Annotated in this window: 14 protein-coding genes and 2 pseudogenes; 7 read left to right on the forward strand and 9 right to left on the reverse strand. The window is 56.6% G+C overall.

Annotated features, from left to right (window positions below; all coding sequences use genetic code 11):
- Positions 1–2: 2 nt before the first annotated feature.
- The 4 genes from RSAL33209_RS12820 to RSAL33209_RS17640 form a co-directional block, all read right to left on the reverse strand.
- A complete protein-coding gene (locus tag RSAL33209_RS12820) occupies positions 3–1,223 on the reverse strand; it encodes a sensor histidine kinase (RefSeq protein WP_012246282.1) in 1,221 nt (406 codons plus the stop codon).
- A gap of 85 nt (positions 1,224–1,308) precedes the next feature.
- The gene (locus RSAL33209_RS12825; RefSeq protein WP_012246283.1) at positions 1,309–2,115 is read right to left on the reverse strand and encodes an ABC transporter permease; all 807 of its coding nucleotides are present in this window, start codon (positions 2,113–2,115) and stop codon (positions 1,309–1,311) included.
- A gap of 9 nt (positions 2,116–2,124) precedes the next feature.
- Entirely contained in the window at positions 2,125–3,063 is a 939-nt protein-coding gene (locus tag RSAL33209_RS12830) for an ABC transporter ATP-binding protein (RefSeq protein WP_049759103.1), read from the reverse strand.
- A 23-nt stretch (positions 3,064–3,086) separates the two neighbouring features.
- Entirely contained in the window at positions 3,087–3,401 is a 315-nt protein-coding gene (locus tag RSAL33209_RS17640) for a hypothetical protein (RefSeq protein WP_145962091.1), read from the reverse strand.
- 401 nt (positions 3,402–3,802) lie between these two features.
- On the opposite strand from RSAL33209_RS17640, the gene RSAL33209_RS16535 reads away from it, so the two are divergent.
- Entirely contained in the window at positions 3,803–4,321 is a 519-nt protein-coding gene (locus tag RSAL33209_RS16535) for a GNAT family N-acetyltransferase (protein WP_049758996.1), read from the forward strand.
- On the opposite strand, the gene RSAL33209_RS12850 is transcribed toward RSAL33209_RS16535, so the two are convergent.
- Positions 4,281–5,612 (reverse strand): YibE/F family protein, encoded by a 1,332-nt coding sequence (locus RSAL33209_RS12850; protein WP_012246287.1) that lies wholly within the window; start codon positions 5,610–5,612, stop codon positions 4,281–4,283. The two genes, RSAL33209_RS16535 and RSAL33209_RS12850, sit on opposite strands and share 41 nt — an antisense overlap.
- Before the next feature lie 140 nt (positions 5,613–5,752).
- Here RSAL33209_RS12850 and RSAL33209_RS12855 point away from each other — a divergent pair, with 140 nt between their 5' ends.
- The 5 genes and pseudogenes from RSAL33209_RS12855 to RSAL33209_RS12875 all read left to right on the forward strand — a co-directional run bounded on the left by RSAL33209_RS12855 (position 5,753) and on the right by RSAL33209_RS12875 (position 10,423).
- On the forward strand, positions 5,753–6,505 hold the full coding sequence (locus RSAL33209_RS12855; RefSeq protein WP_158539319.1) for an alpha/beta hydrolase: 753 nt from the start codon (positions 5,753–5,755) through the stop codon (positions 6,503–6,505).
- Positions 6,506–6,518: 13 nt separating this feature from the next.
- Positions 6,519–7,367 carry a DUF1295 domain-containing protein gene (locus RSAL33209_RS12860; RefSeq protein ID WP_012246289.1) on the forward strand — a complete coding sequence of 283 codons (849 nt, stop codon included), beginning with the start codon at positions 6,519–6,521 and terminating at the stop codon, positions 7,365–7,367.
- Positions 7,367–8,176 (forward strand): lysophospholipid acyltransferase family protein, encoded by an 810-nt coding sequence (locus tag RSAL33209_RS12865; protein ID WP_012246290.1) that lies wholly within the window; start codon positions 7,367–7,369, stop codon positions 8,174–8,176. Before RSAL33209_RS12860 ends, RSAL33209_RS12865 begins: the two co-directional genes overlap by 1 nt.
- Positions 8,177–8,252: 76 nt before the next feature.
- Positions 8,253–9,700 (forward strand): annotated as a pseudogene (locus tag RSAL33209_RS12870) (short-chain fatty acid transporter).
- A gap of 72 nt (positions 9,701–9,772) precedes the next feature.
- A pseudogene (locus RSAL33209_RS12875) lies at positions 9,773–10,423 on the forward strand (NADPH-dependent F420 reductase).
- Here RSAL33209_RS12875 and RSAL33209_RS12880 read toward each other — a convergent pair.
- Complete coding sequence (locus RSAL33209_RS12880; protein ID WP_012246295.1) at positions 10,420–11,301, reverse strand: LysR family transcriptional regulator ArgP; 882 nt, start codon at positions 11,299–11,301, stop codon at positions 10,420–10,422. The pseudogene RSAL33209_RS12875 and the gene RSAL33209_RS12880 sit on opposite strands and share 4 nt — an antisense overlap.
- Before the next feature lie 73 nt (positions 11,302–11,374).
- On the opposite strand from RSAL33209_RS12880, the gene RSAL33209_RS12885 reads away from it, so the two are divergent.
- The gene (locus RSAL33209_RS12885) at positions 11,375–11,983 is read left to right on the forward strand and encodes a LysE/ArgO family amino acid transporter (RefSeq protein ID WP_041684803.1); all 609 of its coding nucleotides are present in this window, start codon (positions 11,375–11,377) and stop codon (positions 11,981–11,983) included.
- Between the two features lie 6 nt (positions 11,984–11,989).
- Here RSAL33209_RS12885 and RSAL33209_RS12890 read toward each other — a convergent pair whose 3' ends face one another.
- From RSAL33209_RS12890 to RSAL33209_RS12900, 3 genes are all read right to left on the reverse strand, one after another.
- The gene (locus RSAL33209_RS12890) at positions 11,990–12,568 is read right to left on the reverse strand and encodes a M15 family metallopeptidase (protein WP_041685778.1); all 579 of its coding nucleotides are present in this window, start codon (positions 12,566–12,568) and stop codon (positions 11,990–11,992) included.
- Positions 12,569–12,692: 124 nt separating this feature from the next.
- A complete protein-coding gene (locus tag RSAL33209_RS12895; RefSeq protein ID WP_041684804.1) occupies positions 12,693–13,685 on the reverse strand; it encodes a GNAT family N-acetyltransferase in 993 nt (330 codons plus the stop codon).
- Positions 13,685–15,073 (reverse strand): glycine--tRNA ligase, encoded by a 1,389-nt coding sequence (locus tag RSAL33209_RS12900; protein ID WP_041684805.1) that lies wholly within the window; start codon positions 15,071–15,073, stop codon positions 13,685–13,687. Before RSAL33209_RS12900 ends, RSAL33209_RS12895 begins: the two co-directional genes overlap by 1 nt.
- Between the last annotated feature and the right edge of the window lie 72 nt (positions 15,074–15,145).

A 15,145-nucleotide genomic window follows, 5' to 3' on the forward strand; every position in this document is an offset into this window, starting at 1 on the left:
TCTCAACCTCTCTTGGTAAGCACGCACAATTGGACGCGCAATCGAAAACCGCCCAAAGCAGATTTTCCTACAATCAGGGCGACATTTTGCGCCTCGACTCGCTCGCGCAGTCCGCTCAGCCCGTTGCCTGCATCGGCGGCAGCTGAACCCACCGCGCCCACGCCGTCGTCATCGATCTGGATAAAGTTTGGCCCCATGGTCACTACGGCTTTACTCGCGTGCGAATGCCGGACAATATTTGTGACTCCCTCACGCAAGGCCCAGCCAAACAGCTCGCGGTATTTCGCTGGGATTTCATCCGCAGCACCAGGCACCTCGGCGTCCATCCCTGCCGCGGCGAGCGCGCTGCGGGCATTGACCAGTTCGGTGAGCACGTTGACGCCACGATAGCCGCGCACCGTCGCTCGCACATCGACCAGCGCACCGCGGGCAAGTTGCTCCACATCATGAATCTCCGCAGCCGCTCGCTCAGGCGCGGCATCTAGAAGCCGGCCAGCGAGCTCGGCTTTGACGGCAATAACGGTCAGCGAGTGACCAAGAATGTCGTGCATGTCCCGGGCGACTCGGCTGCGTTCCTCTTTAACCGCAACATCTGCCAGTTGCTGCTGCGTCTCGCGCAGCACCCGTAACGCTTCGATTTGCCGGGCGAAGGCGATCATCATCAAGCCGATCGACAACGAGACAACGGCCATTGAAATTGCATAGTCAAGGCTTTGTCCCATCAGCAACTCGGTGATCACTAGCAAAACCGCCACCGAGCTCACAATGATCAAACCAGTTTTTCTAGGGTGCTGTTGCATGGCGGCACACACCGTCAAAAAGGTTGCAAACCAACCTCCGGACGGCCCAATGTCCAGAATCCACAAACTCCCCAGCACCGCGAAGACTAACCAGATAGTGATTTTGAAGGGCTCGCTGCGGGCCCAGCTCAATGGCGGAATGATGATAAATAAGATCAGAGCCAGCAGTGAGATCGCAGCATAAAAAATCCGAAGTTCAACCGGGGCATCCGAAGTAAATAACGCTGGCCAGCTATTAAAGCCAAAAATTACCACCGAAATTCCAGCGCCAGTGTACCAACGGCGAGCACCGGTGGAGGTGAGCAGTTCGCGGAAGTTCAAAGCTTGCTGCATGTCCTGGGCAAACCAACTCAAGCGCTTGGTCATCCGATCCACGTCTTGGTTGACCTCTTCGGCAGAGCGGCTGTAATAAACACCTGGCATGGGGTTACCTTACGTTGCTTTGGCTTAGAAAAGTTCGACGTCGGCGCTCACCTGGAGTGGGCACCGACGTCGAACCGGGTGCTATTTAGACCCGCTTGGTATCGCGGCGGAAGGCAAGGGCCGCGCCAGCAACAAAGATCACTAGCCAAATGGCGACGTTGAGCAGCGCCAGCCAGTTGAAGGCATCCCCGGTTAGCGGCGCCCGAGCGATTTCACCGATGCCGTAAGTCGGCGTCCAAACACCGACGGATTCGAAAACGCCTCCGAGTGATTTCAAGGGAGCAAACAAGCCACCGAAGAAGGCCAAGAAGGCGATGACCGGCCCCATGATTTGCATAACGTTTTCACTGGGAATCAGGTAGCCAACTAGCAAACCCAATGCGGTAAAGACCAAGGAGCCAAGCAGGCCAGCCAGACCGGAAAGGATCCAGATCTGCGGCTCCATCCGGACGCCGATGATAAATCCGGTGATGTCGACCGCCAAGATCGCGATAAGCCCCAGAAGTAATCCACCGACGACTTTGACCAAAATATTTGCTGCCGGAGTCAGCGGGGTAAGTCGTAGTTGCCTGCTCCAACCCATGGAACGTTCGACGGCGCTACCTGCCGAGGTGGAGGTAACCATGCAGCCATAAACTGCCATCGAGATCATGATGTAGGCCGCAACCGAAACCCCACCGGCGCTGACCGGGTGACTCGGGTCAATCGCGGTGTCCTTCTGCGGCAAGCCAATGATCAGAAACATCACTACCGGCAGTACTAAGGCAAACATCACATTGCGTCGGTTACGTAGGCGACGTTTCATTTCGATGCCGAGCAAGGTCAAATTGAATCCGCCGAACGGCGGCACTTTACGTTCCAGCGAGATGCTGGCGGGAATTGCAGTAGTCATGGCAGGTCCTCAGTTCTTGCTGTCGTCGGCGGTGAGCGCCAAGAAGGCGTCTTCGAGATTGTGCGAGGTGACTTCGAGGTCTTTCGCATCGGTATTGTTCAGCAAATAGCGCGCTACGGCGTCGGAATCTTTGCTATGCACACTCACGATGCCGGCGCGCAGCTCGACATTGTCCACCCCGGGCAACCCGGCAACCGCGGTTTGATCGAGGTTACTCACGGTGGCGCGAACGGTCCGCCCGGAGGCTAGAGATTTGATTTCCGCGCTGGAACCATCGGCGACGATCTGGCCCTTACGAACCAAGATAATCCGGTCCGCATAAGCATCTGCTTCATCGAGGTAGTGCGTGGCAAAGATTACCGTCCGGCCGCGGCTGGCGTCAGCATGGATTGCGTTCCAAAAATCGCGACGTCCTTCAACGTCCATTCCCGTGGTTGGCTCATCCAGTATCAACAAGCCCGGGTCTGAAACCAAAGCCATCGCAAAGCGGAGCCGCTGTTGCTGGCCACCAGAACACTTGCTGACAATTCGATCACCGATGTCCTTAATTCCAGCACGTTCCAGGCATTCGTCAGCCGGGCGAGCTTCGGCGAATAGCGACGCCGTCAGCGCCACCGTCTCGCGAACCGTCAGGTCTTTCAGTAAGCCACCGGTCTGCATCAAGGCCGAAACCTGGCCGTGCGCAATGGCTTGGCGCGGACTCTTACCGTAAATACTGACTGAGCCTTGATCGGGTTTGCTCAGGCCAAGCAGCATATCGATTGTGGTGGTTTTTCCGGCACCATTCGGGCCCAGAAAAGCTACCACTTCGCCCGGCTTGATCTGCAGGTCGATGCCATTGACTGCTTGGACTTTGCCAAAGGACTTTTGCAAATTCTGTGCATCGACGGCATAGAGCGCGGAGGGCATGCTGCCGCGTTGTGTCGCGGTGGCGAGTTGTTCACTCATCAGAGATTCCTTAATTTCCGTCATTAGAGGGTTTTCAGAGTTTTAGGGTGGCCGTCCGCTGGGGTTCTAGCCACGGTGGCAAACCGTTGCGCTGCGAGCGCTACGGCAAGATAAAGCATGATGCCGGTCAGGCCCAACGCTTCAGCGCCATCGCTTTGGCCCGCCGGCGAAAGCTGCACGCCAGCCCAGTCAAGGCCTAAGTGCACCGCGATGCCCACGATCCACAAGGCGATCGTGATCCAGTTGCCTTGCCGCATCAGCGACCCGTCCTCGGCTCGCCAGAGGTGAACTAACCGCCCGCGCAGCCAACCGAATCCAGCACCGGTTAGATAAGCCAAGAACTAGAGCGAGGTAACCGGCAGCCGAGATTTCGTCCCGGCCAGCGAGTTGTAAAATCTGCACTCTGCCCAATACCACCAAAATGAACATCAGCCGATAAGGCTGGCGCTCTTTGATGGGGCGCGGTTGCAACTGGCGGTACAAAATCCAGCCAAGCACCGCGATTGCGATGAGGATGTTGATAATGTCTTGGGCTGACATGGTGAGGCGCTCCTGAGAATTTTTCAGCACCCCTCTTGGGGCCGTTATGAAAATCATCCGCCCGCTGCTGGCAGATACCACCACACGGCTGTCATCATCTGCAGATGACAAATGTCATCGTCGAGCAGGCAAGATGGAGTAGTGATCATGAAGACTGTGCTAACAGGCCGACTCGAACTCACGCCGCTCAGCAGAGCGGATGAAATTGCAAACCCACGAGATCTATTCGGATCCGCAGACCTGGGCTCATCTGCTCGAGCTCCGGCACAAGACGCTGCAACAAACTCGCGCAATGATCGAGTCGGCAGCGGTAAAGTGGCAAAAGTATGGCGCTAGTTATTGGGCAGTCAGGTTGGCCGTACCTGTTGGTGAGTTGCCAGCTTGCACTTTTATTGGCAACGGCGGCATCAACCCCTTGGAAGATGCTGCGGCAGGTCTGTGGAACCTAGGCTATCGGCTGACCCCGGCCAGCTGGGGTCATGGTTTGGCCACTGAGTTGGCGAGCGCCGCACTGAAATTCGCGGCAGAAATTCGGCCGGAACATCCAGTAATCGGCAGAACGCTAGAAAACAACCCAGGTTCCTTTTCAGTGCTGGAAAAAATTGGTCTAACGCTGCAGTGGCGCGGGGCCGAAGCGCCTGGGAGCGTTTCCCGACTGATCTACGCTGATCGGCCGCCTAGTCAGCGGCAGTTGCAAGCGTTGATTGACCTGGGCTGACTTCCGGCGTCGCCAGTGGCAACGATTCGCGGCGTCGTCCAGTTGCTTTGACGACCAATACTGCAACCGCAGTAGTCACCGGAATTGCCAAAACCAAGCCGATCGAGCCAACCAGGGTTCGCACGATTTCTTCAGAAAGTTCCGCGCTAGTGAGCGCTTCGCCCATCGAGAGGCGGTAAAGCATGACCAAGATCAGAATCGGTAACGCACCACCAGCGTAGGCGAAAGCAATCGTATAAACCGTGGAGGCAATGTGGTCGCGGCCAATCCGCATTGCCGAGGTAAAGAGCTTCCGCGCGGAAGTTTTTGGCGCTAGCTCATAAAGCTCCCACACCGCTGAGGCCTGGGTGATGGTGACGTCGTTGAGCACGCCAAGGCCGGAAATGATCAGACCACAGGTAATCATGCCGGTAATCGACAGCTGCCCCGCAACGCTTTGTAGCTGGTAGGTATTGTGATCCGCCAGTCCGGTCAAGTAAGTGGCGCTGGTAGCCCAGGCGGCAAGCCCCGCCGTCATCATGAGACCAAAAAGCGTGCCAATCAATGCGGTGGAGGTTCGAGCAGAAACACCATGCGCAAAATAAAGCACTCCGAACATGATCACTGCCGAGCCAACCAGCGCCAGCAATAGCGGCGGTTTGCCTTCGACTAAGCCAGGCAAGATGAAGAAGGCAAGTACCAGATATGCGCCCACCAGGCCTAAAAGTGCCCGGAGCCCGCGCCATCGAGCTACCGCAATGACGACCACGGCATAAACCAGGGCCAGTAGCAGCATGGGCACGCCACGAACAAAGTCCATAAAAACATAGGCCGGTCCGGTAACCGATGGACCGATTTTGGAGAGGTTCACATACTTGATCGTGTCGCCCTGGTGCACACCGGGCGAGACCACGATTTCTGGGCTGATGAGCACCGGAACCTGATTCCCACCGGCATCTGGTTGGGTGTAGGCCACCAAACAGCCCTTGCTACCAGCAACCGCACCCTGGCAGTCTTCGGCTTCAGTGCGCTGAACTTTACCGGTATCAATACTCGCCCCCGGCGCTGCCGCATAGGGGCTATTAACCGAGATGGTTGTGCCGGAACCGCTAGGCCACAACAGCACCATAAAGACCACGGCCGCCAGGCCAAGCGGGCCCAGGATCAGACCAAGCAACCAACCAGCTCGACGGCGAGCTTGCCGCCGCAACGATTTATCGCGCCGCTGCTCAGGCCCATTAAACCCTGAACCCATCCGTTCGCCGTCGTGCTCCGAACCGCTCATGACGGCATGAGAATGTCCGTGTCCCATATCTTCAGTACCTCCGTGCCGAAGCCTACGTGAGAACCGGTCTTAGATGGTGGAGGCGGGGCTGACTCACAGTTCGCAACGGTAGGATTGGGGCTCGGCAGCGTAGCGAATTGACTAGATTCAACAAAAGGGGAAACGCGTTGAAACGCAGGATTGATGAGGCCGATGAAGTGCCTAGGGGAACCTTGGCGCATGCACCGGTGCTGACCATTAGGCCCGCCCACGGCGTGACCAAGGCTGTGGTGTTAGTTCTGCATGGTGGCCGAGTCAATTCCTATGAACCCGTTCGAGCCCGGCATTTAAGCCCGTCCCGAATGATTCCCATTGCCAAACTTTTACATCGTTGGGGTTCCCGGCACGGCATGGCTGTCTGGTCCTTGCGCAATCGCGTTCGCGGCTGGAATGGTGAAGAGCGCTCCCCCGTTCAAGATGCCCGTTGGGCACTAGAGAAGATCCGCGAAGAACATACTTCGGTGCCGGTTTACATTTTGGGACATTCGATGGGTGGCTCGGTAGCTATCGCAGTGGCCGATGACCCGAACGTCAAAGCAATTGTTTCGCTTGCGCCCTGGACCGATGAAGATTCGTCCACCGAACCGATCCGCGGCCGGAGTGTCTTGATTATGCGCGGCGACAAAGACAAATGGACCAGTGCGCCCTCGTCACAGAATTTTGCTGAACGGGCCCAGGGCTCCGCGAGCGAAATCTTCTACGTTCGGTTGGTCGGTGCCGGGCATTTCATGTTCGACAAAATTGCCATCTGGCAACGTCTGAGCGCCTCTTTCCTGCTCCGGCAGTTTGGCACCGATTTACACATCCCGCTCAAACCCAAAGTCACTAAGCTAGCCGACCTTCTTTACCAAGGCCGGCAAAAGCTTCTGACCGAACTGTAAGTGGTGATCCTTCATGACTAATCTCTTCAACACCTCGGCTTCCTTTTCTGGTGGCGCTTTCGCACTCAACCTGCTCTGGAGTGCGTTGGGGGTTCTGCTAGTTCTTGCCATCACCTATGCGGTGGCGCTCAAACAAAAACGGCATGGCGTGATTGATGTTGCCTGGGCAATGGGTTTTGTTGTGGTCGCAGTAGTTAGCTTTTTCGCCTCAGCCGGCAGCAATGCCGACGGCGGCCGACGGCTTTTGCTGCTGCTCGCCGTCGCACTCTGGGGCTTGCGTTTGGCCGGCTTTATTGGCTGGCGCGCCCGCGATGGTAAGGAAGATCCACGCTACGAGGCGATGCTCGCAAAGGCACCGGGCTCGGCAAATATTTACGCGCTACAGAAAGTCTATTTGCCGCAAGGGTTGGTGTTGTTTTTCGTTTCGCTCACCATCCAAGTTGGCATGTTCAGTACCGCTAGCTTGGGATGGTTGGCCTGGCTCGGCATCCTAGCGTGGCTCGTCGGAATGTTCTTTGAGACCGTTGGAGACGCGCAGCTAGCTCGGTTCAAAGCAGATCCCAACACCCGGGGAACTGTTCTCAACACTGGTCTGTGGCGCTACACCAGGCATCCGAACTACTTTGGTGATGCCGCAGTCTGGGTAGGGCTGTTCCTGATAGCCGCCGACTCCTGGCCAGGGGTCCTCACCATCCTCTCCCCCGCGCTGATGATCTGGGCGCTGGCCGGCAAAACTGGAAAGCCGCTCACTGAGTCCCGGATGTCCAGCCGGCCCGGTTACCGCGAATACATTGAAGCCACCAGCGGGTTCTTTCCACTGCCACCCCGCAAAACCCGCAGCAGCAAGCAAAAGGAGCTCTAGTGCCTTGGCGTCCAGCCCCGAATAACACCTTTTACCGAATGATCGTCGGCACGGGGCTGTTCCTGCGCGGACTATTCCAACTGGACGTGCAGACCAGCAGCCTTGAACATTTACCGGCCGCTGATCCCATCGAAGGCAAGGCTCGTAAGCCAATTCCGGGGCACGGTGCCGTCATTGCCATCACGCACTTTGGATATTTGGATTTCGCGGTGGCCTCGATGGTGATGTGGAAGCACGCGAAAGTTCAAATGCGCTATTTGATTCATAAAGGAGCTGCCGATCATTGGCTCGCCGGGCCAGCGATCTCGGCAGCCGGTCATGTAGTTGTGGACCGTGCAGCTGGCCGAGACGCCTATCTGCAAGCAGTACAAAAGCTCCGCGAAGGCGAATACATTGCCATTTTGCCGGAAGCTGGCGTCAGCCGTTCATTCACCGTGCGCGAATGCAAAACCGGTGCGATTCGGATGGCAGCCGAAGCAGGTGTGCCGATCGTGCCCATCTCAGTGTGGGGTGCACATCGGCTGATGACGCGCGGGCATGGTTTCAGGCCATTCAAGTCCTGGAAAAAGCCGATCCGAGTTGATATCGGTGAACAGATCCTGGTTCCCGAGGACCTCGATGCGGTAGCGGAGACTGACAAGCTCCGGCAGAGTCTACAGGCGGGCATCGATCGCGCAATGGCCAAATACCCGGAAAAGCCGGCGCCGGGAGCCTGGTGGATGCCGGCGGCCTTGGGCGGCAGCGCTATGTCTGTGGCAGACCAGTCCGCGGCAGATGCACGAGATTTAGCTCGCGGACGCCGCGACTAACTTCCTAGCCTCGCTGTGAGGGGGCAGGTAAACTCTGGGTGAATTTCACCCACTACTCAAGGACGAGGAGCTTCCCGTGCCCAATCCGGCAATACGGCTAAAGACCAACCCATCGGTTGAGCCCGAACGCGGCCTAGCGAAATTCGCGCAATCATTGGCCCGTTGGACCGAAAAATGGTTTCCGGAAGCCTACGTTTTTGCGCTGGCGGGCGTGATCATTGTCGCGGTTGCCGCCTTGGCAAACGGCGCTGGCCCGCAAGCAATTACCGATTCATTCGGCAACGGTTTTTGGGACCTCACCGCATTCACGCTGCAAATGGCTATGGTGGTGCTGACCGGTTACGTTGTTGCCACCTCAGCACCAATTGCCAAAGTCATTACTCGGCTGGCAGCGATTCCGACGACGGCGCGCGGCGCAGTCAGCTTTCTCGCGTTCCTTGGTATGGCGGTGTCTTTTCTCAACTGGGGACTCAGCCTAGTTTTTGCCGGTCTCGTTGCCCGGGCAATAGCGCGCCGAACTGACCTGCGGGTGGATTATCGAGCGTTGGGTGCAGCCGCGTTCATGGGCTTAGGTGCCGTCTGGGCGTTGGGGCTGTCTTCCTCTGCTGCTCAGTTGCAAGCTACCAAGGCTTCGTTGCCACCAGCCCTGCTCAAAATCACCGGTATTTTGGATTTTGGCAGCACGATCTTCACTTGGCAATCGTTACTGATGTGCCTAGTGATTGTTTTGGTCACCGTGCTGATTGCACATTTTTCCGCCCCTAGCGGCAAGGCGATCAAAACTGCCCAGGATTTGGGTGTTGATCTTTCTGACGATCCCGAACCAGCTGCGAAACGATCACGACCCGGTGAATGGCTTGAATACAGCCGAGTACTGCCAATCCTGTTGGGCCTATTGACCTTAGGTTGGCTGGTTTCACAATTTCTGACCTTGCCTGCGCTCGCCGTCGTCTCTTCGCTCAACGCCTATCTCTTAGTCTTTTTGATCCTTGGCTTGGTGTTGCATGGCACGCCACGCAAGTTCCTCCAAGCGGTAGCCAAGGCGGTGCCAGCTACCGCAGGTATTCTGGTGCAGTTCCCGCTCTATGCCGCGATGGCCGCTATCTTGACCAAGGCCAAAGGCTTTGAAGGATTGAGCCTTTCAGAACATTTGGCGCACTTTTTACCAATATCGGCGGCGGCGGTTGGTTTGCTGTCATCATTGCGCTGTACACCGTGATCCTGGGTATTTTCGTGCCCTCTGGAGGTGGGAAGTGGCTTGTCGAAGCGCCTTATGTGATGCAAGCTGCCACAGTTGTGCAGATGAATCTGGGTTGGACGGTGCAGATTTACAACGTCGCCGAAGCTTTGCCGAACCTGGTTAATCCATTTTTCATGTTGCCACTTCTTGCCGTGCTTAAATTGCGTGCTCGCGATTTAGTGGGTTTCACCTTCATTCATTTCATCTTCCACCTACCGATTGTGTTGTTTCTAGTCTGGATTCTGGGCACAACTTTCAGCTTTATACCGCCACACATTCCTTAGCAAGTATTCCGACATTTCAGGAAATATTTCTATGACGCGGAATATATTCTGGGCTGTTGTGTTGTCTAAGGCATGACAACTTTAGGACTCATAGGCAGCGGAAATATTGGATCGACTCTCGCTAAGTTGGCGGTGAAAAATGGCTACGACGTGGTGCTCAGCAATTAACGCGGCCCGGAAACCCTTGCCGAATTGGTTACGGAATTAGGGCCCAACGCTCGCGCGGCGACCGCTACCGAGGCGGCCCAAGCTGGCGACGTCGTGGTGGTAACCATCCCGTTGAAAAACTATCGAGATGTTCCGGTGACCGAACTATCCGGAAAGACCGTGATCGACACCAATAACTACTACCCCGAGCGTGATGGCGTCATCGACGAGCTAGAAGCCGAGACCACAACCACCTCAGAACTGCTGCAGGCTCACCTACCCGAGTCCAACGTAGTTAAGGCCTTCAATCACATCTACTTCAAGGACCTGCTTTCGCAGGGCGAGCCAACGGCCACGCCCGGCCGTCGTGCGCTAGCAATAGCAGGCGATGACGAGGCGGCCAAGGCCACAACTGCAGCCTTGATCGAAGAATTCGGGTTCGACGCCGTTGACGTCGGGGCGCTTAGCGAAGGTTGGCGCTATCAGCGTGACACCGAAGCTTATGTTGATCGGTACGATGCAAAAGGGCTAACAACCGCGCTCAAAAACGCCAAACGGTACTCCGAGGGCAGCTAGCGCAAGGACTTTGCAGCGCCTTTGATGGCGTCAGCCACCAATTTCAAGCTCACTGAGCCAAGGCGCCATTGCTGCCAATACAGCGGCACATCAACATGACCGCGTGGTGCGATTCGTTGTAATGCGCCTGATTCCAGCAGGGCTGCTGCCTGCATTCGCGGCACCATTCCCCAGCCAAAGCCGAGCTCTATGGCCTGCATAAAATCACTCGACGCCGGCACATAGTGCCGTGGCGGCTCCGGAGGGGTAGCACTTCGGAGCCGCAGGTATCGATCCTGCAGATCGTCTTTACGGTCATAAATCACCGTCGGCGCTTTAGCCAGCGCAGCCACATTGGCACCACCTTCGAACCAGCGCGCGGCAAACTCCGGCGAGCAGATTGGTAAATAACGCACGATGCCCAGCAAGGTTGAACTGCAGCCAGGTGCCGCTTTCGATTCGGACGTGATCGCGGCAATTGCATCGCCTTGACGCAGAACTTCTAGCGAGTGGTCCTGATCCTCACGCAGCAGTTCCAAACGCAATTGGGCTGCAAGCGGAGCCAAAGCAGGTAAGACCCAGGTAGCTAACGAGTCTGCGTTGACCACAATCGAAACCGCTGGCAACTCGTATCCGGGTTCAGCATCAAGTTCAGTGACCAGATCTGCGGTAAGCAACTCCGTATGCCTAGCAAAGCGCAACATCAGCTGCCCTGCATCGGTTAACTTCGGCGGCTTGCCACGCCGCAGCATCGGACGACCAAATTGGCGCTCCATGGCCAGTAACCGCTGGCTAACCGCCGATTGAGTGATGTCCAAGCTATTGGCCGCCGCCTCAAAACCGCCGTGATCAATAATCGCACTCAGTGCGCGGAGCTGTTCGGGCTGAACTTCCATCATTAGCTCAGCTTATAGTGCATTAAAAACATTAGCTGTTAGATTTAAATTTGAGTGCGTAGCGTAGTTACTCGTGATGATTTTGACGGTACTTACCGGGCTGGGCACCAGCATTTCTTTGATCGCGGCCATCGGCGCGCAAAATGCGTTTGTGCTCCGCCAAGGCTTGCGCCGCGAGCACGTACTGCCACTCATCGTGATCTGCGCACTCTCAGATGCGGTACTGATTTTTGCCGGAATTGCTGGCTTGGGATTCCTGGTGACATCTTTTCCGCTGATTTTGACCGTAATCCGCTATGGGGGCGCCGCATTCCTGCTTTGCTACGGATTCATTGCGGCCCGGCGAGCTCTCCGGCCCGGTGCGCTAACTGCGCAAAAACCTGAGCGCAACTGCTCGCTCCGTACGGCGATTCTGACCTGTCTAGCCTTCACCTGGCTCAACCCACATGTCTATTTAGACACTGTGCTGTTGCTCGGCTCCGTGGCAACAGCACAAGGCGACCCAGAAAAGTGGTTCTTTGGTCTCGGGGCCGCCTTGGCAAGCATGATCTGGTTCAGTGCTTTGGGTTATGGATCGCGCCTACTCGCACCACTGTTCGCAAAGCCCTTGGCCTGGCGAGTGCTGGACTCGCTCATTGCCGTCATGATGATAGGCTTGGCGACAATGTTGCTCGTTTCCAGTTGAGCCGATTTAGCCGTTGATCTTCTTCACCAAGGCCGCAATTTTAGCGTTTCCCGGTGCCACATTGATTTCAAAGTGCATTTCGTCTTTGCGTCCGTTGTAATCGCCACCCCAACGCACCACGCCATTGCAATCGGCAATGATTTTGTGGATTGCTTTGACCTGCGCGGCGCGAAACGTGCCTGCTTTGCCCAGCGGGTGCTGCGGCGCATTGCAATCAATGGCAGTTCCGCTGGCGTGGTTAGACAGGTCAGTGCTGCCGCTAATGTCCCGGTAAGCGAATCCCCAACAGGTGCCTTTGACCAGCTTTTCAACTTCGCTGTTGAATCGCTTAGCTACGTACCCCAGGATCGTGCGCACATCCCCTTTGCGGACGCCGGGCGCAAAGCTCGCTGCGCCAACCGTCAAAGTAGCAATGGGAGTGTCCTTAGCAGCAGACCAGCCGTTTTGCGATGTTGCAGCAAGTGCTGGCGCTGCTGCGGACACGCCAAGGCCAGCAGCAGCCACGATTACTGCGACGCCACGAACGGCAGTTCGGCGACTAATCAGCACAGTGCGGGTATTCGGAAGTTCAGATTCTTGGTGCACGGAAGTGCCTTTCTTCGGTTGATCCCCCAACCATCGGCAGCATAAATCTGCCCGAAGAATCTCACCGCCGTCAAGAGCGAACAGCGTGTCGCTAAATGTTCCCGGCAAACTCCCCGGAATGACCCTAGAGACTGACGATAATTGTCTTATTGCCAACCTGTCGAGCTTTAGCAGCGTCCAGCAATGGCTTGACCAGAACGTTCAGTGGCTCCATCGAGCTATCCACCTCGACAACCACTGGGTGCTGATAGGCCAGCAAGGCGACCAAATCCCGCACCGCTGCTGCGGCGTCGTCGTCCGTCAACTCTGGCTCCCACCCCAGCAAAACGTCAGCGGCCGGATCATCAGCCGTGTCGCTCAGCGGATGAGGCCCAAAACTCACGCCGAAAGCTCTCAGCTTGCCTTTTTTACTCGGCTTTGCCGCGCCGCCAAAAGCACTCTCCGGCTCGGCCCTGAGCACGATAGCCCCCTGAGCTCCAGTTGAATCAGCGAGGAAGTACGCCTGGACTGTTCCAGGGCTAAGTGGCCCCGTAGGGCTCCAGCTATTGTGGACTGATTCGTACCAGCGTCCGACGACGTCGGTCAGCTCAACCGAGCCGGTAGCCAAATCCTGCACAACGTCAGCACCAGCATCTTCATCTGACTGATCTTCAGATTTTTGGAACCGCTGAAAAGACAGCGCACCAGGGTCAATCTGAATAAGCTGCGAGGTCTGAATCACTTCGGCATTAAGCGAAGCGACGAACGCCGCTCCCGAGGTATTTTCATCAACCTTCGCCGTGAGCACCCGAACGCCACTGGGTGCCTGAGCAGCTTCATGCCGGAGCATCGTCAGTAACGTTGCCGCAACGCCCTGCCGACGATGATCCCGCGCTACCTCGACATAAACCGAGAGCTTGCTAGCGTGCAGACGCTGTTCCATCACCACGCCAGCGGCTACCGGAATTCCCTGATCGGTAGCAACGATGCAACGCTTCCAATTTGAACCCTCACCACCGTTGCTATTAGCTGCCAACGTTTTGCGATACCAGGCGCTTTGCTCACCTTCCGGGTCGCCCCAGATCTGCAGTAATTCAGCTTCGTCACCGTCTTGCCAGGGGCGATACTCCAAAGTCATTATGCCCACAGCAACCGCTCAGCCAAGTAGCCGCGTACCTTGTCCAAAGCAACCCGCTCTTGGCTCATTGAATCGCGTTCCCGAATGGTCACAGCCTGATCCTCCAGCGTGTCGAAGTCCACTGTGATGCAGAACGGGGTGCCAACTTCATCTTGGCGCCGGTAGCGACGTCCGATTGCGCCAGCGTCGTCGAATTCGATGTTCCAGCTCTTACGCAATTCCGCAGCCAGGTCCTTAGCCTTAGGCGAAAGATCTTCGTTGCGTGAAAGCGGCAACACTGCGGCTTTGATCGGCGCAAGCCGCGGATCAAGTTTCAATACCGTGCGAGTGTCTACCCCGCCTTTAGTGTTTGGTGCTTGGTCTTCGGTATAAGCATCGATCAGGAAAGCCATCATGGACCGAGTCAGCCCGAAGGACGGCTCAATGACATAGGGCGTGTAACGCTCACCGCTGGCCTGGTTGAAGTAGCTCAACTCGGTGCCGGAAGCCTTTGAGTGGTTGTTTAGATCGAAGTCGGTACGGTTTGCGATGCCCATCAGCTCGCCCCATTCGGACCCCTGGAAGCCAAACTTGTACTCGACGTCGATGGTGCCGGCGGAGTAGTGCGCCCGGTCATCTTCGGGCACATCGAATTTACGCATGTTGTCCGGGTTGATGCCCAGGTCCACGAACCATTCCCAGCAGGCGTCAACCCAATGCTTGAACCACTCATCTGCGTCGGCCGGTGCGGTGAAGAACTCAATTTCCATCTGCTCAAACTCACGGGTACGGAAAATGAAGTTTCCGGGCGTGATCTCGTTGCGGAAAACTTTACCAATTTGGCCGATGCCGAACGGCGGCTTCTTGCGCGAGGTGGTCAGCACATTGTTGAAGTTGGTAAAAATGCCCTGCGCGGTCTCTGGGCGCAAATAATGCAAGCCTTCTTGGTTGTCTACCGGGCCAAGAAAGGTTTTCATGAGACCGGAGAACAATTGCGGCTCGGTCCAGCTTCCAGGCTGACCAGTATCTGGATCTTTAATGTCAGCCAAGCCGTTTTCCGGCGGATGACCGTGTTTGGCGGTGTACGCCTCGATCAGGTGATCTGCGCGGAATCGCTTATGCGTGTGCAGTGACTCCACCAACGGATCGGTGAACGTCTCCACGTGACCGGAGGCAACCCACGTCGGCGTGGGCAAAATGACGGAGGAATCCAGCCCGACCATATCGCCGCGACCACGGATGAAGGTCTGCCACCACTGCTTCTTGATGTTTTCCTTAAGTTCAACGCCCAAGGGGCCGTAATCCCATGCTGACCGCGAACCGCCGTAGATCTCTCCGGCCTGGAAGACGAATCCGCGGCGCTTAGCCAGCGAGATAATCGGATCGAGAGCGGATTTATTGGCGGCCATATAGGTCAACTCCTGGGGTATGCGGACGGCTGGATGCAGAACGCGGAACATTGCGTGTGTCCACTTGCGTTG

It is taken from the genome of Renibacterium salmoninarum ATCC 33209, assembly GCF_000018885.1.
Lineage (GTDB): Bacteria > Actinomycetota > Actinomycetes > Actinomycetales > Micrococcaceae > Renibacterium > Renibacterium salmoninarum.

Excerpts from the sequence above, each read along its gene's own strand:
- RSAL33209_RS12820 (WP_012246282.1), bottom strand. The coding sequence starts at position 1,223 with ATGCCAGGTGTTTATTACAGCCGCTCTGCCGAAGAGGTCAACCAAGAC.
- RSAL33209_RS12825 (WP_012246283.1), bottom strand. The coding sequence starts at position 2,115 with ATGACTACTGCAATTCCCGCCAGCATCTCGCTGGAACGTAAAGTGCCG.
- RSAL33209_RS12830 (WP_049759103.1), bottom strand. The coding sequence starts at position 3,063 with ATGAGTGAACAACTCGCCACCGCGACACAACGCGGCAGCATGCCCTCC.
- RSAL33209_RS16535 (WP_049758996.1), top strand. The coding sequence starts at position 3,803 with ATGAAATTGCAAACCCACGAGATCTATTCGGATCCGCAGACCTGGGCT.
- RSAL33209_RS12850 (WP_012246287.1), bottom strand. The coding sequence starts at position 5,612 with ATGGGACACGGACATTCTCATGCCGTCATGAGCGGTTCGGAGCACGAC.
- RSAL33209_RS12860 (WP_012246289.1), top strand. The coding sequence starts at position 6,519 with ATGACTAATCTCTTCAACACCTCGGCTTCCTTTTCTGGTGGCGCTTTC.
- RSAL33209_RS12880 (WP_012246295.1), bottom strand. The coding sequence starts at position 11,301 with ATGATGGAAGTTCAGCCCGAACAGCTCCGCGCACTGAGTGCGATTATT.
- RSAL33209_RS12885 (WP_041684803.1), top strand. The coding sequence starts at position 11,375 with ATGATTTTGACGGTACTTACCGGGCTGGGCACCAGCATTTCTTTGATC.
- RSAL33209_RS12895 (WP_041684804.1), bottom strand. The coding sequence starts at position 13,685 with ATGACTTTGGAGTATCGCCCCTGGCAAGACGGTGACGAAGCTGAATTA.
- RSAL33209_RS12900 (WP_041684805.1), bottom strand. The coding sequence starts at position 15,073 with ATGGCCGCCAATAAATCCGCTCTCGATCCGATTATCTCGCTGGCTAAG.